Source organism: Caulobacter sp. GW821-FHT09A05 (genome assembly GCF_059418465.1).
This window is the reverse complement of record NZ_JBWKPX010000049.1, coordinates 1-23819: the sequence shown is the minus strand read 5'-3', so window position 1 is coordinate 23819 and position 23819 is coordinate 1. Positions and strand designations below refer to the sequence as shown.

Sequence of the window (23819 nt, the reverse complement as noted above, 5' to 3'; positions counted from 1 at the left end):
GATCCGCAGTACGCACGATAAACACAGTTGCTCATCCGTCGGCTCCGCCGACACCTTCTCCCGCAAGGGGAGAAGGAAAATCACGCCAGCGGCTTCAGCTCGCCCAGCATCGTCGGGATCAGCTCCGACACGGTCGGGTGGATGTGCACCGCCCGCTGGATCACCGTGTAGGGGGCCTTGGCGTACATCAGGTCGACCAGGCCGTGGACCGCCTCGTCGCCGTTCAGGCCCAGGATCGCCGCCCCGAGGACCTGTTTGGTCTCGGCGTCGACCACCACCTTCATGAAGCCCTGCGTCTCGCCCTTCTCGACCGCCCGGCCGACGCGGGTCATCGGGCGATGGCCGACCAGCAGGGGCCGGCCGGTGGCGCGGGCCTGGGCCTCGGTCAGGCCCACGCGGCCCAGCGGCGGGTCGATGAACAGGCCGTAGCAGGCGATGCGGTCGCTGACCTTCCTGGGATCATTGTCCAGCAGGTTGGCGGCGACGATCTCGAAGTCGTTATAGGCGGTGTGGGTGAAGGCGCCCTTGCCGTTGCAGTCGCCCAGCGCCCAGACGCCGGGATTGCTCGTCCGCAGCTGGTCGTCGACGACCACGTAGCCGTGCGCATCGACGTCGACGCCGGCCCTGTCCAGGCCAAGGTCGTCGGTGTTGGGCCTGCGGCCGATGGCCAGCAGCACGTGCGAACCCACCACCTGGGGCGCGCCGTCCTGGCAGGTGACGTGGACGCAGACGCCCTGATCACCCCCCTCCGTCCTGCTGGGCGCGAAGGCGATGCACTCGGCGTTCAGGCGGATGTTCACCCCCTCGGCCTCCAGGATCTCGCGCACGGCGTCGGAGACTTCCGGATCCTCGCGGCCGATCAGGCGTGGACCCATCTCGACCACCGTCACCTCGGCCCCGAAGCGCCGGTACATCTGGGCGAACTCCAGGCCGATATAGCTGCCGCCGACGATCACCAGGTGGGCCGGCAGGGTCTCGACCGCCATCATGCCGACATTGGTCAGGTACGCGATGTCGTCCAAGCCCGGCATGGCCGGCGCGTTGGCGCGACCGCCGACATTGAGGAAGATCTTCGGGGCGGTCAGCAGGTCGTCGCCGACCCGCACGGTGTTGGCCCCTTCGAATCGGGCGTGGCCCCGGAAGACCGTGCAGCCCCTCATGCCGCCCAGCCACGTTTCCAGATTGCCCCGGGCGTTGAGGGTGACGGCGCGGGCCCGCTCGTGGACCCGCCTCATGTCGACCCCGACCTCGCCCCGCAGCACGACGCCGTAGTCGGCCGAGCGCCGCGCCAAGTGGGCGGCGTAGGCGCTGGCCACCAGGGTCTTGGTCGGCATGCAGCCGGTGTTGACGCAGGTTCCGCCGAGGTCCTTGCGTTCGATCACGGCCACCGTCCAGCCGGCGGCGGTCAGCCGTCCGGCCAGGGCCGGGCCCGCCTGGCCGGCCCCGATGATGATGGCGTCGAAGCTCCGCGTTTCGGAATCGGGGACGGCCATGGATCAGACGGCCGAGACGATCAGGGCCGCGCCGCCGATCGCCACCACGTCCTCCAGCAGGCCGGCCGGCAGGTCCCGGCCGAACGCCTTGGCCAGGCGGCCCCGCGCCTCGGCCCCGCCCAGCGTGCCGATCACCGCGCCGAGGGCGCCGGCCACGGCCCCGCCGATCCAGGCGTCCTGGGTCATGCCGAGGGCGGCGCCGCAGAAGGCGCCGCTGACGATCCGCGTCCCGAACTGCACCGGGACCTTGCGGCTGGGGGTCTTGGGCAGCTGGTCGGCGACCAGCTCCAGCACGGCCAGGGCGGTGAACACCCAGGTGGCGATGGTCCCGCCGACCCAGGCGAGCGGCGTGCCTTCGAGGGAATAGAGCCCCAGATGCGCGCCCCAGGCGACGGCGGCCGGGGCGGTCATGGCGCGCAGGCCGGCGACGACCCCGATCAGCAGGGCGAACAGATAGAGCGACATGCGGATCTCCAGGCCGAGCGCCGCCGTGATCTGGCGCGCGGCGTGATCAAACCGCAAGGGCGAACGCCGTTCTTGGACGTTTCGGCTTTGGTTGAACGGCGGCCGCGAGGATCAGCCCAGCGGATACTCCGCTTCCAGCCGGTAGGCCGAACCCTCGCTGGTCCGCCAGCTGGAATAGAGGCCGAAGCGGTCGACGCGGAACGGTGGCGAGTGCAGCAGGTTGTTGGCCTGGATCCAGGCGGCGACCTCGGGCACGGCGGGACGCTTCAGATAGGCCAGGGTGACGTGCGGCGTATAGACCCGGGTTTCGGGCTTCAAATCCGCCCGGCGGGCGGCGCTCTCGTTGGCCTTGGCCAGGCGGCGCAGGTCGGCGTTCTCGGCGACGCCGGCCCAGACGGCGTGGATCTCGATCCCCTCGCCGAAATGGCCGACGCCCCGCAGTTCCAAGTCGAAGGCCAGGGCTTCGATTCCCCGCAGTTCCTCGTCCAGGTCGGCGGCGGTTGTCTCCTGGACGTCGCCGATGAACTTCAGGGTGATGTGAAAGGCCTCGCGCGGCCGCCACCGCGCGCCCTCGATTCCGTGCTGGCGGGGCAAGAGGCGGTCGCCGATCTCGGCGGGAATGGCGACGGCGGTGAACAGGCGGATCATGGGCGGGAACTTAGCGAGCCAGCCCCGGCAGGCAAGGCGCGGCGAGCTTTCACGGCTGCAGGTTGCAAGGTCGCGCGCGCGCTGGTAGCCCCGACGACAGGATCGGGGGCGCGAAAATGAAGCGACTTTTGCAAGGTTTAGGGGGCGTTTTGGCCGCTCTGGTCGTGGGCGCGACCGGGGCGCAGGCGGATCCGGCCAGGACGATCCGCGACCCCGACTGGGTGCAAAAGCCGACGGGCGACGACATGGAGCGGTTCTACCCCTCCAAGGCCAAGGACCAGTTCGTTTCGGGCCGCGCCGTGATTACCTGCGACGTCGACGCCGAAGGCCGGCTGATCGGCTGCGTGGTGATGCGGGAAAGTCCCGAGGGCTACGGTTTCGGCGACGCGGCCTTATCGCTGAGCCCGATGTTTCGGATGAGCCCCAAACTGATCGACGGCAAGCCCGTGGACGGCGGCGTGGTCACCGTCCCGATTATTTTCGAGGCGGCGTCGGAGCGGCCCGAAATCGGCGACGAGGCGATGGTCCTAACGCGTGTCGGAACCCAGCCGCCGGTGGTGGCCGCGCCGGTCGAGACGTCCGACGACGAGAAGGCGCCGACCATCCCCTGCCCGGACGACGTGGGAATGTGCCAGGGCCACTATTTCATGTGGGACGAGCGTCCGACGGCGAAGCAGAATGCGCGCCTGATCGACGCGGCCAAGCCCGCCCAGGGCCTGACCTTCGCGGTCTGCACGATCACGACCGAGGGCCTGCTGGACGGTTGCCTTTTCAGCGGTGATCTCACGCCGGGCACGGAGAAGGCCATGCGCGAGTCCGTCAGCCTGTTCCGCGCGCCCTATAAGACCGCCGACGGCCTGGCGACGGCCTCGGCGACGGTCATCATCCCGTTCATGTGGAACTGGCTGACCGGCAGGGGGATGACGCAGGACACCCCGTAGGTCGGTTCTACGGACACGGGTTCGGCTGCAGGGCGTGCAGGGCGTTGACCGCCTTTTCCATCTCCTCGGTCCAGGCCAGGTCGAAGGCGGCGATGTTGGTCTTCAACTGGTCCATCGTGGTGGCGCCGATGATGGTGGCGGTGACGAATTCGCGGGTGTCGCAGAACTTCAGGGCCAGCTGGGCCGGGTCGACGCCGAAATGGGCGGCCAGCTCGACATAGCCGCGGATCGCCGGCTCGGCGCCGGGGCCTTCATAGCGCTGCATGCGGTTGTAGAGCGCCTTGCGCGAACCTTCGGGCAGCTTGCCGTCCAGGTACTTGCCGGTCAGGGCGCCCTGGGCCAGCGGCGAATAGGCCAGCAGGCCCACCTGCTCGCGCAGGGCGATCTCGGCCAGGCCGTATTCGAACGTGCGGTTGGCCAGGTGGTAGGCGTTCTGGATCGAGGCGATGCGCGGCAGGCCCCCACCTCCACTTCTTGGGGACTCCGCCTCGGCCAGGAAGCGCATCACGCCCCACGGGAATTCGTTGGAGACGCCGATCGCGCGGATCGTCCCCTTCTTCACGTGGGCGTCCAGCGCCTCGAGGATGTCGCCGAAGGCCTCGAAGTCCTGTTCGTAGTCCTTGTAGGTCTGGCCGCCGAACACCCGCACCGGGCGGTCGGGCCAGTGCAGCTGGTAGAGGTCCAGATAGTCGGTCTCCAGGCGCCTGAGCGACTGCTCGACCGCGTAGTCGATCTGGGCCTTGGTCTGGCGGGTCGGGCCGCCGTCGGGCCGCATCCACGAGAGGCCGCCGAACGCCGCGCCCCGGCCGGCCACCTTGGAGGCCAGGACGATCTCGTGGCGCTTGCCGGTCTTCTTCAGCCACGCGCCGATATGGCGCTCGGTGCTGCCCTGGGTCTCCGGACTGGGCGGGCTGGCGTACATCTCGGCGGTGTCCCAGAAGGTCACGCCCTGGGCGAGCGCGTAGTCCATCTGCTGGTGGGCTTCCGCCTCGCTGTTCTGCGACCCCCAGGTCATGGTGCCCAGGCAGCAGCGCGAGACCTGGATGCCGGTCCGGCCGAGTTCCACGTAGTCCATGTGATCCCCATCGAAGATGCGCGGAAACTGAATAGAGGCTGGGGCGCGCCGCAGAAAGCGCAACATCTTGCATGATCCTGCCGGGACCCCGATATTCGAGGAGCGTCCAACACGGGCGCGCTGCTTTTTCGAAGGGCCTTAACCCGATGAACGACTTCAACCGCGGCTACGCGCGCTCGATCCCGGCGGATCGCGCCGACATGTCGGTTGACGCCGGCCTGCGTAGTTTCATGCTCGGCGTCTACAACAAGGTGGCGCTGGGTCTTCTGCTCTCGGCCGCCCTGGCCTTCCTGACGACCGCCTACGCTCCGGTCGCCAACCTGCTCTACGTGCTGACCCCGGACGGTCGCCTGGCGGGCTTCACGGTGCTGGGCATGGTGCTGCGCTTCGCGCCGCTGGCCATGATCCTGGTGTCGATCTTCGCCATGCGTAACCCGACCGCCCGCTCGTCCGGCGCGCTGTACTGGGCGCTGGTGGCCTCGATCGGCGCGGGCCTGGGCCTGTGGCTGCTGGTCTACCAGATCCAGTCGGTGTTCACGACCTTCCTGATCACCGCCATCGCCTTCGGCGGCCTGAGCCTGTTCGGCTACACCACCAAGAAGGACCTGACCGGTTTCGGCAGCTTCCTGATCATGGGCCTGATCGGCCTGGTGCTGGCCTCGCTGGTCCAGATGTTCCTGCACCTGCCGGGCCTCAGCTTCATCATCAGCATTCTGGGCGTGTTCATCTTCGCGGGCCTGATCGCCTACGACACCCAGAACCTGAAGATGAGCTACTACCAGATGGGCGGCGACCAGCAGTCGATGGCGGTGGCCACCAACTACGGCGCGCTGAACCTCTATCTGAACTTCATCAACCTGTTCCAATTCCTGCTCAGCATCTTCGGCTCGCGCCGCTAGATCCGGGTCGGACCTGAAACGCCAGAGCCCCGGCGGGAAACCGCTGGGGCTTTTTGTTTGAAGGCCTCGAAGGACGCAGGGCGGCCCTAATCCACCACCTTGAACCGGCCCTTGTCGAACATCCGCAGCACCTGGGCCAGGTCGTGGCCGCGCTTGAGGGTCAGTCCGCCCTGGCCGATCACCGCCCATTCGCCCTGCTTGCGGGCCAGGGCCGGGCGCTTCTCGATGCGGTAGAGCGGCGCCTCGGCGGCGTGGCGGAAGACCGAGAACACCGCATGATCGGCCTGGCCGGCCATGCCGTAGTCGCGCCACTCGCCGGCGGCGACCATCCGGCCATACAGCCGCATGAGCTGGTCGATCTCGCGGCGCTCGAAGAAAACGACGCCGGCGGCAGGGCGGGAATCCAGGGCCATCGGACGAATCCTAAACCCAAATCGGGCCTGGACGCGAGCGCCGCCGTGCACGGCCGGTCCGGCGTTGCAGCCCCGCTACAGCAGCGCTCGATAATCTCCGCGGCCTCGAACGCGGACACGAAATGACCTTAATTTGGACCTGTCGCCGCCCGCTTGCCTCGCCATCTTGAGGCTGTCGGCTGATCGGACATCCTGCGGTTCAGGATCCTGAACAGCCCCCCCAGCCCCCTTGATCGTGGGCCGGTCGGCCGACAGACAGCCCTCTGGAATACCCGCTCAAGAACCCCGCGTGGCGCCCCTCTCCACGTGGGGTTTTCGCGTGCGCGCCGTCCGACGCCCTCCCGAATCACGCCCCTCGACCGGCCGACACATCCCGGACACGAACCGCCGTGAAACGACCTTGATCGCGCCCTTCGAGCGCCGGCTTGGCCCGCCATAACATCACTGTCGGCTGATCGGACGTCCTGGCTCGGACCCTGATTGCCCCCCAGCCCTCCGACCCCGGGCTCCGGTCGGCCGACGGTCTAACATTCCCCTCCCCCTAAGAGGCCCGCGCGGCATCCCCTCCCCGCGCGGGCCTTTCTTTATGGGACGGACCTATTTCTCCGCCGCGTCCTGCAGCACGCCGATCACCCGGCCGCCCTTGGCGCCCTGGACCAGGATCACCGTCCGCAGCGCGTCGTCGCCGGCCGCCGGCAGGCGATAGAGCTTGGGTCGGCCGTTCCAGGGGCCCAGGCGGACCAGCTCCCGCACCACGTTGCGGTGGACCAGGGTCTGGCCGCGGTTGTCGCCGCGCTTGACGGCGATGTCCTGCTCGCGCGGGTCGTAGCGCACCAGCCAGACCTCGCCGCCGCCGCGGGGCGCGGGGCCCGAGCCGACCGCGACGCGGCCGCCGTCGCCGACGAATTCCATGTCGGGCGGATTGGACGGGGCCTTGGCGGCGTCCTTGACCAGGGTCTCGACCGCCTCGGCCTTGGCGCCCGAGGCCTGCTCGCGTCCGGCGACCACCACTTGCGGAGTCGGCACGTCACGCAGCGAGAACTTCTGGGCGTAGGCGCGCTGGCGGGCCGCGAAGGCCGGCTTGGCGAAGGTGTCCGTCCAGCCCAGATAGTCCCAGTAGTCGACCGAATAGGTCAGGGCCAGCACGCCCCTGTCGTCGGCCATGTCGGCGATGACCTGGTTGGCCTTACCGCAGGAGGAGCAACCCTGGGCCGTGAACAGCTCGACGACCACCGGGGGTTTCGCGGCGAAAGCGGGCGCGGCTGAGAAACCCGCGAGGGTGGTAAGGACGAGGGAGATCAGGGCCTGACGCATGTGCGGGGCACTTAAGCCAAGATCGCGGACGATGGCCGTTCACGAGGCCGTGAAGGACGGCCTTCTCGCGGAAAAGAAGACATTTCCTCGACCGAAACCCGAAGGAACCCAAAGAAAAAGCCGGGCCCCCTCCTGGAAGGAAGGGACCCGGCTTCATCTTTTCGACGCCCCGAGGGGCGCGATGCGCGTCGCGTCTAGTCGGCCTTGGCCAGGTTGCGCAGCACGTAGTTCAGCACGCCGCCGTTCTTGAAGTATTCAAGCTCGGTCGGGGTGTCGATGCGGCAGCGGACCGGGAAGCGGGCGATGCGGCCGTCGGTCGGGCGGTAGAGCTCGACGATCAGCTGCTTGCGCGGCGCCAGGTCCTGCAGGCCGCGGATCGAGACGATCTCCTCGCCGGTCAGCTCCAGCTTCTGCCAGCCTTCCTGGACGAACTGCAGGGGCAGCACGCCCATGCCGACCAGGTTCGAGCGGTGGATGCGCTCGAAGCTTTCGCAGATCACCGCGCGGACGCCCAGCAGCTTGGTGCCCTTGGCGGCCCAGTCGCGCGAGCTGCCGGTGCCGTATTCCTTGCCGCCGAACACCACGGCCGGACGGCCCTCGGCCTGATACTTCATCGCCGCGTCGTAGATCGACATCACCTCGCCCGAGGGGAAGTGCTTGGTCACGCCGCCTTCGATGTCCGGGGTGATCCTGTTGCGGATGCGGATGTTGGCGAACGTGCCGCGCATCATCACCTGGTGGTTGCCGCGACGGGCGCCGTAGCCGTTGAAGTCCAGCGGGTCGACGCCGTGGTCGATCAGGTACTGGCCGGCGGGGCTGGTCTTCTTGATCGAGCCGGCCGGGCTGATGTGGTCGGTGGTGATCGAGTCGCCGAACACGGCCAGGACGCGGGCTTCCACGATGTCGGTGACCGGGGTCGGGGTCATCGACATGTTGGGGAAGTAGGGCGGGTTCTGGACGTAGGTCGAGTCGCCTTCCCAGGCGTAGGTCTGGCCGCCGGTGATCTTGATCCCCTGCCAGTTCTTGTCGCCCTTGAAGACGTCGCCATAGCGGCTGGCGAACATCTTTTCGGTGACGGACTTGCGCTGCAGGGCGGCGATGTCCTCGTTCGAGGGCCAGATGTCCTTCAGGAAGACGTCGTTGCCCTTCTTGTCCTGGCCGATCGGCTCGCTGGTCAGGTCGATCTTCATCGAGCCGGCCAGGGCGTAGGCCACCACCAGCGGCGGCGAGGCCAGGTAGTTGGCGCGGACGTCGGGGTTCACGCGGCCTTCGAAGTTGCGGTTGCCCGACAGCACCGAGCAGGCCACCAGGTCGGCGTCGTTGACGGCCTTGCTGATGTTCTCCGGCAGCGGGCCCGAATTGCCGATGCAGGTGGTGCAGCCGTAGCCGACCAGGTTGAAGCCCAGGGCGTCCAGGTGCTTGGTCAGGCCGGCCTTGGCCAGGTAGTCGGTGACCACCTGCGAGCCGGGGGCCAGCGAGGTCTTCACCCACGGCTTGACCTTCAGGCCCTTGGCCACCGCGTTCTTGGCCAGCAGGCCGGCGGCGATCAGGACGCTGGGGTTGGAGGTGTTGGTGCAGCTGGTGATGGCCGCGATGACCACGTCGCCGTGGCCGACGTCGAAGTTCTCGCCTTCGACCGGCACGCGGGCGTTCGGCGCTTCGGCCTTGCCGAACTCGCCGGTCAGCGACTCGGCGAACTTGGCGGCGGACTCGGTCAGCAGCACGCGGTCCTGCGGGCGCTTGGGGCCGGCCAGCGACGGCAGCACCGACGACAGGTCAAGCTCCAGGGTGTCGGTGAAGGTCGGCTCGGGCACGCCCGGCTCCCACCACAGGCCCTGCTCCTTGGCGTAGGCTTCGACCAGGGCGACGCGGGCGGCGTCGCGGCCGGTGCCCTTCAGATAGGCCACGGTCGAGGCGCTGATCGGGAAGAAGCCGCAGGTGGCGCCGTATTCCGGAGCCATGTTGGCGATGGTCGCCTGGTCTTCCAGGGTCAGGTTGGCCAGGGCGTCGCCGTAGAACTCGACGAACTTGCCGACCACGCCCTTCTTGCGCAGCATCTGGGTGACGGTCAGCACCAGGTCGGTGGCCGTCGCGCCTTCCGGCATGGCGCCCGTCAGCTTGAAGCCGATGACTTCCGGGATCAGCATCGGGATCGGCTGGCCCAGCATGGCCGCCTCGGCCTCGATGCCGCCCACGCCCCAGCCCAGGACCGACAGGCCGTTGACCATGGTGGTGTGGCTGTCGGTGCCGACGACGGTGTCGGGATAGGCCACCTCGGCGCCGTCGACCGCGGCGGTCCAGACGGTTTGTGCAAGGTACTCGAGGTTCACCTGGTGACAAATTCCGGTGCCCGGGGGCACGACGCGGAAGTTGTTGAAGGCCGACGACCCCCAGCGCAGGAAGCGGTAGCGCTCGAGGTTGCGCTCGTATTCCTTGGCGACGTTGTCTTCGAAGGCCTTGGGGTTGCCGAAGTTGTCGACCATCACCGAGTGGTCGATGACCAGGTCGACCGGGTTCAGCGGGTTGATCTTGGCCGGGTCGGAACCCAGGGCGACCATGGCGTCGCGCATGGCGGCCAGGTCGACGACGGCCGGAACGCCGGTGAAGTCCTGCATCAGCACGCGGGCCGGGCGGAAGCTGATTTCGTGCTCGACGCTGCCCTTGTTCGACAGCCAGTTGGCCACGGCCTTGAGGTCGGCTTCGTTGACCGATACGCCGTCTTCGTAGCGCAGCAGGTTCTCCAGCAGCACCTTCATCGACACCGGCAGCTTGCTGGCGTCGGCCAGACCGGCTTCCTCAGCGGCGCGAAGGCTGTAATAGACGTAGGTCTTGCCGCCGACGACAAGTTCGCGGCGGGTTTTGAGGCTGTCTACAGACGCCATTTCGAAGGATCCCTTCTCTGTCCACGGCCGCCGGAAAACCTCTCCAGGGATCGCGCGATCGAGGCGGACCCACAGCGTCCATCCTCGCGCCGCGTACGCCCCATCCAATGCGGAGGGTGACGGCCGAGGGCTTCTTAGCCGTCGCCGTCGGCAACGTCCATGCACAGGGCAGGGTCTTGAGGGCTTCCGGCCTATGTTGAGAACTATTCGCATCAAGGACTTAAGTCTTGTTCGTGGCGAACGGCGGCTGTTCTCGGGACTGGACCTGGAGGTTTCGGCCGGACAGGCCGTGGCCCTGACCGGACGCAACGGGGCCGGCAAGACCAGCCTCCTGCGGGCCGTGGCGGGACTGTTGCGGCCGTCCGAAGGCGTCATCGGCTTCGACGGCGAGGCCGGTCCGCTGGAGGCCGAGGCCGTGCGTGCCGAAGCCCTGCACATGGTCGGCCATCACGACGGCCTGAAGTCGACGCGTTCGGCCTGGGAGGAGCTGCTGTTCCAGGCCCGCTGGACCGGTGGGACCGAGGCCTCGGCGCGCGACGCGGCCACGCGGCTGGACCTGGACCGCCTGCTCGAGCTGGAGGTCCGCCGCCTGTCGGCCGGCCAACGCCGGCGGGTGGCCCTGGCCCGGCTGCTGGCCAGCCCCCGGTCGCTGTGGCTGCTGGACGAGCCCATGGCGCCGCTGGACGCCGGCCACCGCGAGGGCTTCGGCGTGCTGATGGCCGAGCATCTGGCCGGCGGCGGCATGATCCTGGCGGCGGTGCATGATCCCCTGCCGGTGCCTTGCCGGGTGGTGGAGATCGGCGGATGAGGGCGTTCCTGATCCTGCTGCGCCGCGAGCTGGCCCTGGCCTGGGGCAACGGCGGCGGCCCGCTGCTGGCCCTGGCCTTCTACGCCTGCGTCGTGACCTTGCTGCCGCTGGCGGCCGGCCGGGCGCCCGAGCGGCTGGCGTCGCTGGCCCCCGGCATCGCCTGGCTGGCCCTGGCCCTGGCCGCCCTGCTCTCGCTGGAAAGGCTGTTCGAGCGCGACTTCGAGGACGGGGCGCTCGACCTGCTGGCCCTCGGTCCCGCCCCGCTGGAGGCCGTGGCCGTGGCCAAGTGCCTGGCCCACTGGCTGGCGGCCGGCGCGCCGCTGGCCTTCGCCGCCCCGATCGCCGCCCTGGCCCTGGGGGCCTCGCCGGCCATCATCCCGCTGCTGGTCCCCTGCGCCCTGGCCGGGGGTCTGGCCTTCTCGTTCCTCGGCGGGCTGGGGGCGAGTCTCGCCCTGGGCAGCAAGCGCGGCGGCCTGCTGGTGGCGGTGATCGTCCTGCCGCTCTACGTGCCGCCGGTGATCTTCGGGGCCGGCGCCCTGGACGCCTTGGCCGGCGGGTTGCCGTGGACGGGCGGCCTGCTGCTGCTCCTGGCCTATTCGGCGGCAGCGGTGGCGCTAGGCCCGATCGCCATGGCGGCGGCGTGTCGCAACGCGCTGGATTAGACCTTCCAGAACGCCAACGTTCGCCCTTGAGACGTCGGGGACGCTTTGGCCCTCGCGTGTGAGAGACCAATCAGCGGCGATGCACTCAATAGCCTCGTCTCGAAAATAGAACAGGAAGTGACGAGCATCGAGGCGATCAGGCGTGATGACTTCCCAATCCAGACCGTCGGCCGTTGGATCGCTACCGGTGATTTCGTAGAATTCGCCCCATTTGGGAGCCTGTTGGCTGAAGCGGCCTTTTCCGTCGAACCAAGCGTGATCGTTAGTGGCGTCCCACCGCCAGCGGCTACACCCGGAAAACCGAACTCTGCCGACCTCGCCTTCGTCAGCCTTGTAGGAGAAGGGATTTAGGTAGAACGACAGTTCCACCGTGTCGCCCGACACATCGACCTTGAGCGACGGCGCATTCGGCTCCGCGTTCCAGTCAGTGTTCAAGTGGAGAAAGGTGAGATTGCTCATTCCAGCACTTTGCCATTTGCTGGACAGCTTTCCACCCATGGTCGAGGTCCGGCCGATCAGGTCAGAAGCCATAGCCCCCTAGATCGGCCCCGCGCTCGCCGTCACCGGCGGCGCATGCCGTTCGCCCAGCACCACGGCGAAACTGCCGGCGATGATCATCAGCCCGCCGGCCGCCAGGGCCCAGGTCAGGTGGTCGCCGAACAGCAGCACCCCGACGCAGGCGCCCATCAGCGGCTCGATATTGATGAACACCCCGGCGCTGGCGCTGCCCACCCGGGCCGAGCCGAACTGCCAGGCGGCGGTGGCCAGCAGGGTGCCCAGCACGCCCAGACCCAGGATGCCGCCCCAGGCGACGGGCGAAAGATCCAGCTTCGGCGGCCCGTGCATGACCCAGGCGATCGGCAGGACCGCGAAGGCGGCGACGATCACCGTCACCGCTGGGATGGCCATGGCGTTCGTGGTCTTGGGCGCGCGGCGCAGCACGATCAGCCAGGCCAGGAAGATGAAGAGGGACCCCAGCGACAGCGCCACCCCCAGGGGCGAGCCGGCGCCGTCGGGCTTGCCGGCGATCAGGGCGGCCCCCAGCGTCGCGGCGGCCACCCCGCCCCACGAGGCGCGGCTGACCTTTTCGCCCAGCAGCTTGGCCGAGATGGCGATCAGGGCCGGCATGGCCCCGACCAGCAGGGCCGCCAGGGTGACGCTGACATGGGCCAGGCCCTCGAACTGCACCATGAAGGCGACGCCGTAGAGCGCGCCGGCCAGCAGGATGACGGGGGACCGGAACAGGGCCCTGGCTTCGGCGGTCCTCAGGGCGAACGGCGCGGCGACCACCGCCGCCACGGCGAAGCGCAGCAGCACCATGTGCGCGGCGTCGGTCTCGCGCAGCACCAGCTTGCCCAGCGGGAAGCCGAGGCCCCAGCAGAGGCCGGCGACGATCAGGGCGAGGAAGGCGAGGCGTTTGGCGGTGCGGTTCATGGGCCGGGCTTCTAACCGTGTTCGCGGGGGCGGCGATAGACGTCCCTAGCCCGGCGGCGTGTCAGGACGTGGCGGCAGTCACAGCTTCAGGTCGAAGCGTGGACCGATCGCCGTCATGGTCAGATAGAGGCCGATGGTGATCGCGCAACCCGCGCCCAGCGCGATCCAGAAGTTCACGCCCCGCCGCAGCAGGGCCGGCACGACCAGGAACATCGGCAGCGACGGCAGCACGTACCAGAAGGTCGCCTCGACATGGGCGGCCATCCGCTTGACGTCGTGGGTGTCGCGCCACAGCCACAGCATGCCCAGGATCGAGATCAGCGGCAGCGAGGCGACCAGGGCGGCGAAGCCCGGCTGGCGCTTGGCGATCTCGGACACCAGGGCGATGATCACGCCCGAAATCGCGGCCTTGGCCAACAGGTAGAGCATCGCGGCGCCTCCTCAGGGCGTGAAGGTCTCGTGCATCGCGTCCTCCGTCAGGACTGCAACATTCCCGGGAGGTTCTGACATTCCCGGGTTACACGGAGAATGGAGGTTCGCTTCAGGGATATTTCCACTGGAGCACCTTCATGCGCTTGCAACCGCGCGGCCTGGCCCTGATGGCCGCGGCCGCCCTGACCCTCGCCACAGCGGCCGCCGCCGTCGCCCAGGACGCCCCGCCGCCGGGGCCGCCGCCCATGGCCGACGAGGGTCCCGGCGGTCCGGACGGCCCGCCGCCGATGATGCGCCACCACCGCCTCGACCCCGAGGCCCGCGCCCAGCACCTGCGCGACGTGCTGCAGCTGCGCGCCGACCAGGACGGGGCCCTCAAGGCCTATCTGGACGCCGTCGCGCCCAAGGACTGGGACAAGGAGCGGCCAAAGCGGGAAACGGTCGACGCGCCGCGCAAGCCGCTGACCACGCCCGAACGGCTGGATCGCGAGGCCGAGCACCTGGCCCGCGCCAAGGCCCGCCTCGAGGCCACCCGCGCCTTCTACGCCGCCCTGTCGCCCAGCCAGAAGAAGGCCTTCGACGCCCTGGGACCGATGGCCGGCGGCCACGGCCCGATGATGCGCCGCGTCGAATTCCGCCACTTCAAGGGCGGTCCGGGCGGGATGCCGGGCGAGCGCCCCAAGGCCGACTAGGGCCGACTAGGTAACCTCCACGATTGCGGGCGCCCGCCAGGTCTTCTAAGGCTCGGACATGGGCGCCCGTGATCCACATCATCCGCTGGACTTCCTGACCAACCCCGAGCGGTTCATGGCCTTTTCCCGCTGGGCCGCGCCGATGTTCGGCGTGATCGCCGCGGTGCTGGCCGCGGTCGGCCTGGTCCTGACCTTCGCCGCGCCGGAGGACTATCAGCAGGGTGACACCGTGCGGATGATGTTCATCCACGTACCGGCCGCCTCGCTGTCGCTGTTCGTCTATCTGTGCCTGGGCATAGCCAGCTTCCTGGCCCTGGTGTTTCGTCACGCCCTGGCCGACGCCGCCGCCGTGGCCTGCGCCCCGCTGGGCGCGGCCTTCACCGCCCTGGCCCTGGCCACCGGTTCGCTGTGGGGCAAGCCGATGTGGGGGACCTGGTGGGTGTGGGACGCCCGCCTGACCTCGGTGCTGGTGCTGCTGCTGTTCTATCTGGGCTACCTGGCCCTGCGCTCGGCCCTGGAGGACGAGCAGAAGGCGGCCCGCGCCGCCGCCATCCTGGCCCTGGTCGGCCTGATCAACCTGCCGATCGTCAAGTTCTCGGTGGAGTGGTGGAACAGCCTGCACCAGGGCAGCTCCACCCTGTTCGCCAAGCCGGAGAACCGGTTGCCCGCCGTCTATGCCTGGCCGATGCTGGTGATGAGCCTGGCCTATGTGTCGGCTTTCGGGTCGCTGTGGCTGGTGCGGATCCGCGCCCTGGTCTGGCGGCGCAAGGCCCGGGCCCTGGCCCTGCAACAGGCGGAGGGCTAGCGCGTGCACTTCGATTTCGACGCCGGCAAGTACGCCGTCTATGTCTGGCCGGCCTTCGCCCTGACGGCGGGCGCCTTCGTCTGGATGATCGCCGACAGCCTGGCCTCGGCCCGCCGCTGGCGGCGCGAGGTCGAGCGGCTGCAGGCCCGGCGGGAGACGAAGACGTCGTGAGGCGCTGGATCGGTTTCGCCCCGCTGATCGTGCTGCTGGCCCTGGGGGTGCTGTTCGCCGGCTACGCCCTCAAGCACGATCCGCGCGTCCAGCCCCACGCCCTGGTCGGCAAGCCGGTGCCGGCCGTGGTCCTGCCCGATCTCGACACCGGGGCGATGGTCGCCGTGCAAGACGCGCCGAAGGGACCGCGGCTGATCAACTTCTTCGCCTCCTGGTGCGCCCCCTGCCGGGTCGAGGCCCCGCAGCTGATGGCGCTGAAGGCCCAGGGCGTCACCCTGGTCGGGGTGTCCTACAAGGACGAGCCGGCCCGCACCCAGGCCTTCCTGGCCGAGCTGGGCGACCCGTTCGCCGTCAAGCTGATGGACCGCAACGGCCGGGCCGGCATCGAGTTCGGCGTCACGGGCGTGCCCGAGACCTTCCTGGTCGGGGCCGACGGCGTGATCCTGGCCAAGCACAGCGGCCCCCTGACCGACGCCGACGTCCAGGAGATGCTGGGCAAGCTGCGGTAGACGCAGGAAGGCCCGGGCGGCTTGCGCCGGCCCGGGCCCTTGTCTTGCCTGGCGGGATCGCGGCTTAGCAGCGATGGCCCTTGCCGATCTGGCTGCCGGCGTAGGCGCCGACGCCCGCGCCCAGCAGGGTGCCGGGGGTGCGGTTGCCGTTCGAGACCGAGTTGCCCAGCAGGCCGCCGGCCAGGGCGCCGATCACGGCGCCGGTCGCCTTGCCGCGCTTGCGGTCGGTGCGGCAGCTTTCGTAGCGGTCATAGCGGCGGTCATGGCGACGATCGTAACGGCTGTCGTAGCGCGACTCATAGCGGTGGTGGTCGCGGTAGTAGCCGTCGTGGGCCGAGGCGAAGCTCGGGGCCGAAACCAGGCTCAGGGCGGCCGTGGCGGCGGCGATCATCGAGAGGGTGGTCTTGGTGGCGGTACGCATCGGGTGTCCCTTTCCTTCAATTCGCGTCCGACCGGCCCCGATCCGGTCGATCTCGAGGACACCCTACGACCCGCCGCCTGAACGGTGTCGGCGACCCGACTTTCATCTGGCGTTCAGGTTGGCGGCCGGTTTTCGCCGTGTTTTCCCCAGCCGAACCGCGACCATTAACCGCGCGTTGACCATGCTCGCCGACCCTGCATTAACCATGATAGAGTCGCGTTCATGAGCACGATCCGCCCGACCGGCCTGCCGGCCGTCCCCACGAGACCCGCTTCGCCGCAGGGCTCGTCGGCGGCTGGCGGCTCGCGCGCGGCGGCGTTCTTCCAGGCGGCCGTCAGCGACGCCGCCGCGGCCCGGCCGACCGCGCCGCCGATCGCCGTCCAGCTGCAGACCCAGGCCCAACCGCAGCGCCAGGCGCCGGCCCGGCCATTCGTCCAGCCGGCCGAGCAGCCGCGGACGATCCTGCGCCCCGGCTCGCTGCTGAACATCGTCGTCTAGCCCTAGGCGGGCCAGGTCTCCGGGCTCATCGCCAGCACCTCGCCCGCCAGGTAGAGCGAGCCGCAGATCAGCACGTGCGGCGTCGGTTCCATAGCCAGCGCCTTGTCGAGCGCCGCTTCGACGCTGTCGCAGGCATGGGCGCGCAGGCCCGCCAGTTCCGCCGCCGCCGCCGTCTGGGCCGAGCTGGCCGCCGCATGGCCTTCGAAGGTCACCGAGAAGACCCTGGCCTTCAGCGGCGCGAACGGCGCGAAGAAGCCCGCGGCGTCCTTGTTGGCCAGCAGGCCGGAGATCAGGGCCACCGGCCGGCCGTCGCGCGCCGCCAGGTCGCCCAGGGCCCGGGCCACGGCCCGGCCGGCATGGGGGTTGTGGCCGCCGTCCAGCCAGAGGTCGGCCCCCGCCGCCCGGGCCCGCTCCGCCAGGGGACCGGCGGTCAGCCGCTGGAACCGCGCCGGCCAGGCGGCGGCCGCGACCCCCCGGGCCATAGCCGCCTCGTCGATGCGCGGATCGTCCAGGACCAGCAGCGCCGCCACGGCCAGGCCGGCGTTGGCGAACTGGTGCTCGCCCGGCAGGGCCGGCGCCGGCAGGTCCAGCAGCCGATCCTGCATCTGCACCAGCAGGCGGCCGCGCTCGTTCCAGGCGTCGAAGTCGCGACCCATCAGGGTCAGGGGCGCCTCGAACAGGTCGGCCTCGCGCTCGACGACGCGTTCGGCCTCTTCCTGCTGCCGGGCGGAGACGACGGGGGTGTTGGGCTTGATGATCCCGGCCTTCTCCTGGGCGATGGCCGCCAGGGTGTCGCCCAGGAACTCGCGATGGTCGATGTCAATCGGGGCGATGACGCTGACCGCCGGCATGACGACATTGGTGGCGTCCAGGATCCCGCCCAGCCCGACCTCGACCAGGCAGAGATCGGCCGGGACCTCGGAAAAGGCCTGGAAGGCCGCGGCGGTGGTGATCTCGAAGAAGGTGATCGGCAGGCCGGCGTTGGCGGCCTCGACCCGCTCCAGCACCTGGGCCAGGTGTTCGTCGGTGATCAGCGTCCCCGCCAGGCGGATCCGTTCGGAAAAGCGCACCAGGTGCGGCGAGGTGAAGACGTGGACCCTCAGGCCGGCGGCCTCGGCCATGGCGCGCAGGTAGGCGACCGTCGAGCCCTTGCCGTTGGTGCCGGCCACGTGGATCACCGGCGGCAGCTTCTTGTGCGGATCGCCCAACGCGGCGCACAGCCGGACCATCCGCTCCAGCGACAGGTCGATCAGCTTGGGATGCAAGGCCTGCAGCCGCGCCAGCGCGGCGTCATGGGCGCGGAGGTGGTCGGTCATTCAGTGAACCTTCCTTCTCCCCTTGCGGGAGAAGGTGTCGGCGCAGCCGACGGATGAGGGGTCGATGAACGGTGGCCGATTGGCGTCAAGGGCTCAACGGAAAGGGCGGTGCGACCCCTCATCCGACCTCCTTCGGAGGCCACCTTCTCCCGCAAGGGGGGAAGGTGGAGGTCGTTGGTCACGCCGCCTTCAGCGCCCGGCCCATCATCAGCGTGCCCAGGATCGAGCCCAGGACGGCCGGCAGGTCCTTGCGGTGCGTCACGCGGTCGACCATGCCCTTTTCGACCAGGTATTCCGAGCGCTGGAAGCCCGGCGGCAGGGTTTCGCGGATGGTCTGCTCGATCACCCGCGGGCCGGCGAAGCCGATCAGGGCGCCCGGCTCGGCCAGGTGCACGTCGCCGAGCATGGCGTAGGAGGCGGTGACGCCGCCGGTGGTTGGGTCGGTCAGCACCACGACATAGGGCAGGCCGGCGTCCTTCATCGCATTGATGGCCAGGGTGGTGCGGGCCATCTGCATCAGGGACAGGGCCCCTTCCTGCATGCGCGCGCCGCCGGCGGCGGTGAAGGCCACCAGCGGGACCTGACGCTGGATCGCGGCTTCGGCGGCGGCGATGAAGCCCTCGCCCGCGGCCATGCCCAGCGAACCGCCCATGAAGGCGAAGTCCTGGACCAGCACCACGGCGTCGACGCCGCCGACCTTGCCGAAGGCGATGGCCATGGCGTCCTGCTCGCCGGTCGCCTTGCGGGCGGCGGCCAGGCGGTCCTTGTAGGGCTTGCCGTCCGAGAACTTCAGCGGGTCTTCGACCACGGCCGGGGTCGGCAGGACCTCGTGGACGCCGTCGTCGAAGGTGTATTTGAACCGCGCCTCGGGACCGATGCGCATGTGGCGTCCGGCCGGGGTGACCCACAGGGCCGCCTCCAGGTCGGAGCGGTAGATCATCTCGCCGGTGTCGGGGCACTTGACCCACAGGTTCTCGGGCGTCTCGCGCTTGGCGAACGCGCCGCGCACTCCGGGCGCGATCCGCGACAGCCAGCCGCCGCGCCGCTCGTTCGCGACCTTGGTCTTGTCGCCCTTCTTGGGCCCCTGGGGTTCAGCCATCGCCATAGCCTTCAGCCTCACGCCATTTCGAGTCGCGCCGACCGCACAGCCTTAGCCAGCTCCGACGCCTTGAGAAGAACCTTCTCGGTCACGTTTTCGTTCACCTTGGCCGCGGACTCGATTTCGTCCACCAGGGCCGAGCCGACGACCGCGGCGTCGGCGATCCGGGCCACGGCGGCCGCCTGTTCGGGCGTACGGATGCCGAAGCCGACCGCCACGGGCAGGCCGGAGGCGGCGCGCAGCCGGGCCACGGCCGGGGCCACGTCGCCGGCGTCGGCTGACTTGACGCCGGTCACGCCGGCCACCGAGACGTAGTAGAGGAAGCCCGAGGTGCGGCGGACCACGGCGGGCAGGCGCGCGTCGTCGGTGGTCGGGGTCGCCAGGCGGATCAGCGAGACGCCGTGGGCCTCCAGGGCGTCGGCCAGCGGATCGGCCTCCTCCGGCGGGCAGTCGACGACGATCAGCCCGTCCACGCCGGCTTGGGCGGCCTCGCGGGCGAAGGTCTCGAAGCCCTTGTTCACCAGGGGGTTGAGGTAGCCCATCAGGATCAGCGGGGTGTCCTGGTCGCCCTGGCGGAAGGCGCGGACCAGGTCCAGCGTGCCGTTCAGGGTCATCTTCTGGGCCAGGGCGCGCTGGCTGGCGCGCTGGATGGTCGGGCCCTCGGCCATCGGGTCCGAGAACGGGAAGCCCAGCTCGATAAGGTCGGCCCCGGCGGCCGGCAGGCCCTCGAGGATCGCCAGGGCGGTGGCGGCGTCGGGATCCCCGGCCATCACGTAGGAGACGAAGCCGGCGCGGTTCTCGGCCTTCAGGGCGGCGAACCGGCGATCGATACGGTCTTTGGTCAAAGTCGCTCTAGCCCTAGATCGTCCGCCCGAGGGCGTCGGCCACGGTGAAGATGTCCTTGTCGCCCCGGCCCGACAGGCACAGGACGATCACCCCGCCCTCGCCGATCTCCTTGGCCAGCTGCGGCAGCTTGGCCAGGGCGTGGGCGCTTTCCAGGGCCGGGATGATGCCCTCGAGCTCGGCGCACAGCTGGAAGGCGGCCAGGGCCTCGTCGTCGGTGCAGGTCAGGTACTGGGCCCGACCGACGTCGTGCAGGAACGAGTGCTCCGGCCCGATGCCGGGATAGTCGAGGCCGGCCGAGATCGAGTGGGCGTCCTGGATCTGGCCGTCGTCGTCCTGCAGCAGGTAGGTCCGGTTGCCGTGCAGCACGCCCGGGCGGCCGCCGGTCAGGGAGGCGGCGTGCTTGTCGGTCTCCAGCCCGTGGCCCGAGGCCTCGACGCCGTAGATCTTCACCGTCTCGTCGGCCAGGAACGGGTGGAACATGCCGATGGCGTTGCTGCCCCCGCCCACGCAGGCGACGACGGCGTCGGGCAGGCGCCCTTCCTGCTCCTGGATCTGCTCGCGGGTCTCATTGCCGATCACCGCCTGGAAGTCGCGGACCATGGCCGGATAGGGGTGCGGGCCGGCGGCGGTGCCGATCATGTAATAGGTGTCGGCCACGTTGGTGACCCAGTCGCGCATCGCCTCGTTCATGGCGTCCTTGAGGGTCGCGGCCCCCGAGGTCACCGGGCGCACTTCCGCGCCCAGCAGGTTCATGCGGAAGACGTTGGGCTTCTGCCGGGCCACGTCGACGGCGCCCATATAGACGACGCAGGGCAGGCCGAAGCGGGCGGTGACGGTGGCGCTGGCCACGCCGTGCTGGCCCGCGCCGGTCTCGGCGATGATCCGGGTCTTGCCCATGCGCTGGGCCAGCAGGATCTGGCCCATGCAGTTGTTGATCTTGTGCGCGCCGGTGTGGTTCAGCTCCTCGCGCTTGAAATAGATCTTGGCCCCGCCGAGATGCCGGCTCAGGCGCTCGGCGAAATAGAGCGGGCTGGGGCGGCCGACATAGTGGGTCAGGTAGCCCTTCAGCTCGGCCTGGAACTTCGGATCGTTCTTGGCTTCGGTGTAGGCGCGGTCCAGCTCGAGCACGAGCGGCATCAGGGTCTCGGCCACATAGAGGCCGCCATAGTCGCCGAAGCGGCCCTTGGCGTCGGGATAGGCCGACCAGTCGTTGGGTTTCACCGAAGCGTTCACGGGCTCTTTCCAGACGTCAGGCGCGTTTGACGGCGTCCAGGAACGCCATGATCAGAGCCGGGTCCTTTAGGCCGGGACCCCGCTCGACGCCAGAGGAAACGTCCACCAGCGGCGCGCCGGAGGCCCGGACGGCCTCGGCGACGTTCCACGGATCCAGCCCCCCGGCCAGGAAATGCGGGCGAGAAAATCGCCGGCCCGCCAGCAGGCTCCAGTCGAACCTTGCGCCCGTTCCGCCGGGCAAAGCAGATCCTTCCACCGGTCGGGCGTCGAACATCAGGTGCTCGGCGACGCCGTCGAAGGCGATCGCCTGGTCGACGTCCGAGGCCGACGAGACCGAGAAGGCCTTGATCACCCCGGCCCCCGAGCGCTGGGCGATCTCGCGGACCCGGCTGGGGGTCTCGCGGCCGTGCACCTGGATCAGGTCGGGCTTCAGGGTGGCCATCAGCCGGTCGACCAGGGTGTCGTCGGGATCGACGGTGACGGCCACGGTCCTGACCGGCGATTGACGCAGCGGCGCGGCCAGGCGGGCGGCGGCCTCGGGGTCGAGGTTGCGCGGGCTCCTGGCGAAGAACACGAAGCCGACATAGGCCGCGCCGCCGGCGACGGCGGCGGTCACGCTCTCGGGCGTGGAGAGCCCGCAGATCTTGGCCTTGGTGGTGGTCATGGTCGGGGAGGTACGTGCGGCGAAGGGTTGGCGCAAGGGGTCAGCGGCTCACCCCCTTGCCCCCACCTGACGGCTTCGCCGTCTGTCCGCCCCCATAGGGGGCGGAGCGCTCTTCCCCCTGTGGGGGAAGACGACCGCGGAGCGGTCCGTAGGGGGCAAGTGTTGGCCGCCTAGCCCCCCAGCGGCCCGCTCCCCTCCACCGGGTCCAGCAAGGTCGCCCGCATGGCGCAGACCAGGCCGTCCGGCCGATAGTCCATGGTCGCCGCGCCCTTCAGCTCGCCGCGCAGGCTGCGTTCGATCAGCCGCGAGCCGAAGCCACGGCGGGTGGGCGGGGCGACCGGCGGGCCGCCGGTCTCGGTCCAGGTCAGGGCCAGGTCGCGGGTCGCCGCGTCATAGGTCCAGGCCAGCACCACCCGGCCGCCGCCGTCGCGGTCCCCCCGCCGGTTCGACAGCGCGCCGTATTTCAGGGCGTTGGTCGCCAGCTCGTGGAAGATCAGGGCCATGGTCAGGGCCCCGCCGGGGGCCAGCCAGACCGGCGGACCCTCGACCACCAGCCGCTCGGGGGCCCCCAAGCCTTCCTGGCCCGGTGGCACGAACGGCGCCAGGGCCCGCTCGGCCACGTCGCGCAGCCCCGCCCCGTGCCAGCTCTCGCGGGTCAGCACGTCGTGCACCTGCGACAGGCCCAGGAGCCGCGACTCGAACTTCTCGAAGGCGATCAGCGGGTCGGCCTCGGTCTTCAGGGTCTGGCTGGCCATCGACTGGACGGTGGCCAGGGTGTTCTTCACCCGGTGGTTCAGCTCGTTGATCAGCAGGCGCAGCTGGCCCTGGTAGTGCTGCTGCTCGGCCTCGACCTGCTTGCGGGCGGTGATGTCGGAGATGATCACCACCAGATAGGGCCGCCCGTCGCCGGGATCGACCCGCGAGGCGGTGACGTGCACCCAGACCGGGCCGTCGCGGCCCTCGACCCGGCGCTCCAGCGCATAGGTGTCGATCTCGCCGGCCAGCAGGGCCAGGCCCTGGGTGACCACGGTGGCGACATTGTCCTCGCCCGGCGCGATGTCCATGAAGGTCGAGGCCAGCAGGGTCTGGCGGTCGCGGCGGGTGATGGCGCAGAACTTGTCGTTGACCTCCAGGAACCGGCCGCTGGCCGACACCCGGGCCACGCCCATCGCCGCCTGGTCGAACACCGCCCGGTAGCGGGCCTCGGCGGCCAGCAGCCGCTGGCGGGCCTCGACCGCGGCGGTGACCATCTCGGTATAGAGCACCAGCCCGCCGATCCGGCCGTCGTCCGTGCGCCACGGGGCCATCGACCAGCGCACCCAGTGGACGCGGCCGTGGCCGTCGACATAGCGGTCGCCCTCGTCCTCGCGCAGCTCGACCCCCTCGGCCAGCACCTGGGCGTGCTTGTCGCGCCAGACCTGCGGGATCTGGGGGAAGACGTCGTAGTGGCGGCGGCCCAGCAGGGGGGTGTCGGGCGACATGCCCTGGTCGGTCAGGTACTGGCGCGAGGCGGCCAGGTAGCGCATCTGGTCGTCGAAGATGGCGATGCCCATCGGGGCGTGCTTGAGGGCGGTGGTGACGCTGGGCGAGGCGCCGAGCGCCGTCGCCGCCGCGAGCGGCGCGCCGCCGGCGGTTATGGTCTCCGTCTCGATCGGCGGTCGCGCGGCCATCGCACCCTGTGGCTCGGCTTGGGTCATCGGTGCGCCATCATGCTCAGGTTGCGCCGGCTGTCGATGGGGCAATCCCGCGCAGTGGGTTGATTTCGCGGCGGAACCGGGTCTTTCCGCCCTTGCCCCCTACGGACCGCTTCGCGGTCGTCTTCCCCCGGAGGGGGAAGAGCGCTCCGCCCCCTCTGGGGGCGGACAGGCGGCGAAGCCGCCAGGTGGGGGCAAGTGTTCACCGGCACGACGTCTCATGCTCACGCGGAAACCGCTGAGGCTATGGAAAGGGTCGCGGAGCGCCGGACCTCGTCCGGAGTGTTTGAGTAGTAACCGTTTCGACGAAGCCGATCGCTCCGCGCCATCGTTATCCGCCAGCGTCCGGTAGGCAGCCCTGTTGAGGCTTAGCCGGACCCGGTCTCGATCCCTTTCGGGAGAAAC

26 protein-coding genes are annotated in these 23819 nt (G+C 69.7%); 9 read left to right on the top strand and 17 right to left on the bottom strand.

From position 1 onward, the window contains the following. Positions 1–80: 80 nt before the first annotated feature. Genes AC07NX_RS25540 through thpR form a run of 3 tightly spaced genes read right to left on the bottom strand, consistent with a single transcriptional unit; the run spans position 81 to position 2606 of the window. Positions 81–1493, bottom strand: coding sequence for an FAD-containing oxidoreductase (locus AC07NX_RS25540; protein WP_494645848.1), 1413 nt, complete (start codon positions 1491–1493; stop codon positions 81–83). Positions 1494–1496: 3 nt separating this feature from the next. Further along, positions 1497–2015, bottom strand: coding sequence for a DUF4126 family protein (locus AC07NX_RS25535; protein ID WP_494645847.1), 519 nt, complete (start codon positions 2013–2015; stop codon positions 1497–1499). A 54-nt stretch (positions 2016–2069) separates the two neighbouring features. Next, positions 2070–2606 carry an RNA 2',3'-cyclic phosphodiesterase gene (gene thpR / locus AC07NX_RS25530; RefSeq protein ID WP_494645846.1) on the bottom strand — a complete coding sequence of 179 codons (537 nt, stop codon included), beginning with the start codon at positions 2604–2606 and terminating at the stop codon, positions 2070–2072. A 149-nt stretch (positions 2607–2755) separates the two neighbouring features. Here thpR and AC07NX_RS25525 point away from each other — a divergent pair, with 149 nt between their 5' ends. Next, the gene (locus AC07NX_RS25525; RefSeq protein ID WP_494645844.1) at positions 2756–3547 is read left to right on the top strand and encodes an energy transducer TonB; all 792 of its coding nucleotides are present in this window, start codon (positions 2756–2758) and stop codon (positions 3545–3547) included. Between the two features lie 7 nt (positions 3548–3554). Here the strand turns inward: AC07NX_RS25525 and AC07NX_RS25520 are convergent, their stop codons facing one another. Further along, positions 3555–4622 (bottom strand): aldo/keto reductase, encoded by a 1068-nt coding sequence (locus tag AC07NX_RS25520; RefSeq protein ID WP_494645842.1) that lies wholly within the window; start codon positions 4620–4622, stop codon positions 3555–3557. A 146-nt stretch (positions 4623–4768) separates the two neighbouring features. Between AC07NX_RS25520 and AC07NX_RS25515 the strand changes: the two genes are divergently transcribed. Then, a complete protein-coding gene (locus tag AC07NX_RS25515; protein ID WP_494645840.1) occupies positions 4769–5521 on the top strand; it encodes a Bax inhibitor-1/YccA family protein in 753 nt (250 codons plus the stop codon). Positions 5522–5607: 86 nt separating this feature from the next. Here the strand turns inward: AC07NX_RS25515 and AC07NX_RS25510 are convergent, their stop codons facing one another. The 3 genes from AC07NX_RS25510 to acnA form a co-directional block, all read right to left on the bottom strand. Then, the gene (locus AC07NX_RS25510) at positions 5608–5934 is read right to left on the bottom strand and encodes a DUF2794 domain-containing protein (RefSeq protein ID WP_494645838.1); all 327 of its coding nucleotides are present in this window, start codon (positions 5932–5934) and stop codon (positions 5608–5610) included. 597 nt (positions 5935–6531) lie between these two features. After that, the gene (locus AC07NX_RS25505) at positions 6532–7248 is read right to left on the bottom strand and encodes a DUF1223 domain-containing protein (protein ID WP_494645836.1); all 717 of its coding nucleotides are present in this window, start codon (positions 7246–7248) and stop codon (positions 6532–6534) included. A 194-nt stretch (positions 7249–7442) separates the two neighbouring features. Further along, positions 7443–10130 (bottom strand): aconitate hydratase AcnA, encoded by a 2688-nt coding sequence (gene acnA / locus AC07NX_RS25500; protein ID WP_494645834.1) that lies wholly within the window; start codon positions 10128–10130, stop codon positions 7443–7445. Between the two features lie 193 nt (positions 10131–10323). On the opposite strand from acnA, the gene ccmA reads away from it, so the two are divergent. Together ccmA and ccmB are read left to right on the top strand one after the other, a co-directional pair. Then, positions 10324–10938 (top strand): heme ABC exporter ATP-binding protein CcmA, encoded by a 615-nt coding sequence (ccmA, locus tag AC07NX_RS25495; protein ID WP_494645832.1) that lies wholly within the window; start codon positions 10324–10326, stop codon positions 10936–10938. Continuing rightward, the gene (gene ccmB, locus AC07NX_RS25490) at positions 10935–11600 is read left to right on the top strand and encodes a heme exporter protein CcmB (RefSeq protein WP_494645830.1); all 666 of its coding nucleotides are present in this window, start codon (positions 10935–10937) and stop codon (positions 11598–11600) included. Before ccmA ends, ccmB begins: the two co-directional genes overlap by 4 nt. Here the strand turns inward: ccmB and AC07NX_RS25485 are convergent. The 3 genes from AC07NX_RS25485 to AC07NX_RS25475 form a co-directional block, all read right to left on the bottom strand. After that, positions 11553–12131, bottom strand: coding sequence for a hypothetical protein (locus tag AC07NX_RS25485; protein ID WP_494645828.1), 579 nt, complete (start codon positions 12129–12131; stop codon positions 11553–11555). The two genes, ccmB and AC07NX_RS25485, sit on opposite strands and share 48 nt — an antisense overlap. A 6-nt stretch (positions 12132–12137) precedes the next feature. Next, the gene (locus AC07NX_RS25480) at positions 12138–13034 is read right to left on the bottom strand and encodes a DMT family transporter (RefSeq protein ID WP_494645826.1); all 897 of its coding nucleotides are present in this window, start codon (positions 13032–13034) and stop codon (positions 12138–12140) included. Positions 13035–13112: 78 nt separating this feature from the next. Further along, a complete protein-coding gene (locus AC07NX_RS25475) occupies positions 13113–13463 on the bottom strand; it encodes a DUF3147 family protein (protein WP_494645824.1) in 351 nt (116 codons plus the stop codon). A 140-nt stretch (positions 13464–13603) separates the two neighbouring features. Here AC07NX_RS25475 and AC07NX_RS25470 point away from each other — a divergent pair, with 140 nt between their 5' ends. Genes AC07NX_RS25470 through AC07NX_RS25455 form a run of 4 tightly spaced genes read left to right on the top strand, consistent with a single transcriptional unit; the run spans position 13604 to position 15643 of the window. After that, positions 13604–14158, top strand: a complete 555-nt coding sequence (locus tag AC07NX_RS25470; protein WP_494645822.1) for a Spy/CpxP family protein refolding chaperone — start codon at positions 13604–13606, stop codon at positions 14156–14158. Between the two features lie 58 nt (positions 14159–14216). Continuing rightward, on the top strand, positions 14217–14963 hold the full coding sequence (gene ccmC / locus AC07NX_RS25465) for a heme ABC transporter permease CcmC (protein WP_494645820.1): 747 nt from the start codon (positions 14217–14219) through the stop codon (positions 14961–14963). A gap of 3 nt (positions 14964–14966) precedes the next feature. Then, the gene (ccmD, locus tag AC07NX_RS25460; protein ID WP_494645818.1) at positions 14967–15134 is read left to right on the top strand and encodes a heme exporter protein CcmD; all 168 of its coding nucleotides are present in this window, start codon (positions 14967–14969) and stop codon (positions 15132–15134) included. Beyond that, positions 15131–15643, top strand: a complete 513-nt coding sequence (locus AC07NX_RS25455; protein WP_494645816.1) for a DsbE family thiol:disulfide interchange protein — start codon at positions 15131–15133, stop codon at positions 15641–15643. The genes ccmD and AC07NX_RS25455 overlap by 4 nt, the downstream gene beginning before the upstream one ends. 64 nt (positions 15644–15707) lie before the next feature. Here AC07NX_RS25455 and AC07NX_RS25450 read toward each other — a convergent pair whose 3' ends face one another. Beyond that, complete coding sequence (locus AC07NX_RS25450) at positions 15708–16064, bottom strand: glycine zipper 2TM domain-containing protein (protein ID WP_494645814.1); 357 nt, start codon at positions 16062–16064, stop codon at positions 15708–15710. A gap of 222 nt (positions 16065–16286) precedes the next feature. Between AC07NX_RS25450 and AC07NX_RS25445 the strand changes: the two genes are divergently transcribed. Further along, positions 16287–16562 (top strand): hypothetical protein, encoded by a 276-nt coding sequence (locus AC07NX_RS25445; RefSeq protein WP_494645812.1) that lies wholly within the window; start codon positions 16287–16289, stop codon positions 16560–16562. A 2-nt stretch (positions 16563–16564) separates the two neighbouring features. On the opposite strand, the gene AC07NX_RS25440 is transcribed toward AC07NX_RS25445, so the two are convergent. The 6 genes from AC07NX_RS25440 to AC07NX_RS25415 form a co-directional block, all read right to left on the bottom strand. Continuing rightward, on the bottom strand, positions 16565–17878 hold the full coding sequence (locus AC07NX_RS25440; RefSeq protein WP_494645810.1) for a bifunctional folylpolyglutamate synthase/dihydrofolate synthase: 1314 nt from the start codon (positions 17876–17878) through the stop codon (positions 16565–16567). A gap of 178 nt (positions 17879–18056) precedes the next feature. Next, positions 18057–18983: an acetyl-CoA carboxylase carboxyltransferase subunit beta gene (locus AC07NX_RS25435; RefSeq protein WP_494645850.1), complete on the bottom strand. Its 927-nt coding sequence runs from the start codon at positions 18981–18983 to the stop codon at positions 18057–18059. A gap of 11 nt (positions 18984–18994) precedes the next feature. Continuing rightward, positions 18995–19822, bottom strand: a complete 828-nt coding sequence (trpA, locus tag AC07NX_RS25430; RefSeq protein ID WP_494645808.1) for a tryptophan synthase subunit alpha — start codon at positions 19820–19822, stop codon at positions 18995–18997. A 13-nt stretch (positions 19823–19835) separates the two neighbouring features. After that, a complete protein-coding gene (gene trpB, locus AC07NX_RS25425) occupies positions 19836–21056 on the bottom strand; it encodes a tryptophan synthase subunit beta (RefSeq protein ID WP_494645806.1) in 1221 nt (406 codons plus the stop codon). A gap of 16 nt (positions 21057–21072) precedes the next feature. Further along, positions 21073–21720 (bottom strand): phosphoribosylanthranilate isomerase, encoded by a 648-nt coding sequence (locus AC07NX_RS25420; RefSeq protein WP_494645804.1) that lies wholly within the window; start codon positions 21718–21720, stop codon positions 21073–21075. Positions 21721–21890: 170 nt separating this feature from the next. Beyond that, on the bottom strand, positions 21891–23417 hold the full coding sequence (locus tag AC07NX_RS25415; RefSeq protein ID WP_494645802.1) for a sensor histidine kinase: 1527 nt from the start codon (positions 23415–23417) through the stop codon (positions 21891–21893). Positions 23418–23819 lie beyond the last annotated feature (402 nt).

Excerpts from the sequence above, each read along its gene's own strand:
- AC07NX_RS25540 (WP_494645848.1), bottom strand. The coding sequence starts at position 1,493 with ATGGCCGTCCCCGATTCCGAAACGCGGAGCTTCGACGCCATCATCATC.
- thpR (WP_494645846.1), bottom strand. The coding sequence starts at position 2,606 with ATGATCCGCCTGTTCACCGCCGTCGCCATTCCCGCCGAGATCGGCGAC.
- AC07NX_RS25520 (WP_494645842.1), bottom strand. The coding sequence starts at position 4,622 with ATGGACTACGTGGAACTCGGCCGGACCGGCATCCAGGTCTCGCGCTGC.
- AC07NX_RS25515 (WP_494645840.1), top strand. The coding sequence starts at position 4,769 with ATGAACGACTTCAACCGCGGCTACGCGCGCTCGATCCCGGCGGATCGC.
- AC07NX_RS25510 (WP_494645838.1), bottom strand. The coding sequence starts at position 5,934 with ATGGCCCTGGATTCCCGCCCTGCCGCCGGCGTCGTTTTCTTCGAGCGC.
- AC07NX_RS25505 (WP_494645836.1), bottom strand. The coding sequence starts at position 7,248 with ATGCGTCAGGCCCTGATCTCCCTCGTCCTTACCACCCTCGCGGGTTTC.
- acnA (WP_494645834.1), bottom strand. The coding sequence starts at position 10,130 with ATGGCGTCTGTAGACAGCCTCAAAACCCGCCGCGAACTTGTCGTCGGC.
- ccmA (WP_494645832.1), top strand. The coding sequence starts at position 10,324 with ATGTTGAGAACTATTCGCATCAAGGACTTAAGTCTTGTTCGTGGCGAA.
- ccmB (WP_494645830.1), top strand. The coding sequence starts at position 10,935 with ATGAGGGCGTTCCTGATCCTGCTGCGCCGCGAGCTGGCCCTGGCCTGG.
- AC07NX_RS25485 (WP_494645828.1), bottom strand. The coding sequence starts at position 12,131 with ATGGCTTCTGACCTGATCGGCCGGACCTCGACCATGGGTGGAAAGCTG.
- AC07NX_RS25480 (WP_494645826.1), bottom strand. The coding sequence starts at position 13,034 with ATGAACCGCACCGCCAAACGCCTCGCCTTCCTCGCCCTGATCGTCGCC.
- AC07NX_RS25475 (WP_494645824.1), bottom strand. The coding sequence starts at position 13,463 with ATGCTCTACCTGTTGGCCAAGGCCGCGATTTCGGGCGTGATCATCGCC.
- AC07NX_RS25470 (WP_494645822.1), top strand. The coding sequence starts at position 13,604 with ATGCGCTTGCAACCGCGCGGCCTGGCCCTGATGGCCGCGGCCGCCCTG.
- ccmC (WP_494645820.1), top strand. The coding sequence starts at position 14,217 with ATGGGCGCCCGTGATCCACATCATCCGCTGGACTTCCTGACCAACCCC.
- AC07NX_RS25450 (WP_494645814.1), bottom strand. The coding sequence starts at position 16,064 with ATGCGTACCGCCACCAAGACCACCCTCTCGATGATCGCCGCCGCCACG.
- AC07NX_RS25445 (WP_494645812.1), top strand. The coding sequence starts at position 16,287 with ATGAGCACGATCCGCCCGACCGGCCTGCCGGCCGTCCCCACGAGACCC.
- AC07NX_RS25440 (WP_494645810.1), bottom strand. The coding sequence starts at position 17,878 with ATGACCGACCACCTCCGCGCCCATGACGCCGCGCTGGCGCGGCTGCAG.
- AC07NX_RS25435 (WP_494645850.1), bottom strand. The coding sequence starts at position 18,983 with ATGGCGATGGCTGAACCCCAGGGGCCCAAGAAGGGCGACAAGACCAAG.
- AC07NX_RS25420 (WP_494645804.1), bottom strand. The coding sequence starts at position 21,720 with ATGACCACCACCAAGGCCAAGATCTGCGGGCTCTCCACGCCCGAGAGC.
- AC07NX_RS25415 (WP_494645802.1), bottom strand. The coding sequence starts at position 23,417 with ATGACCCAAGCCGAGCCACAGGGTGCGATGGCCGCGCGACCGCCGATC.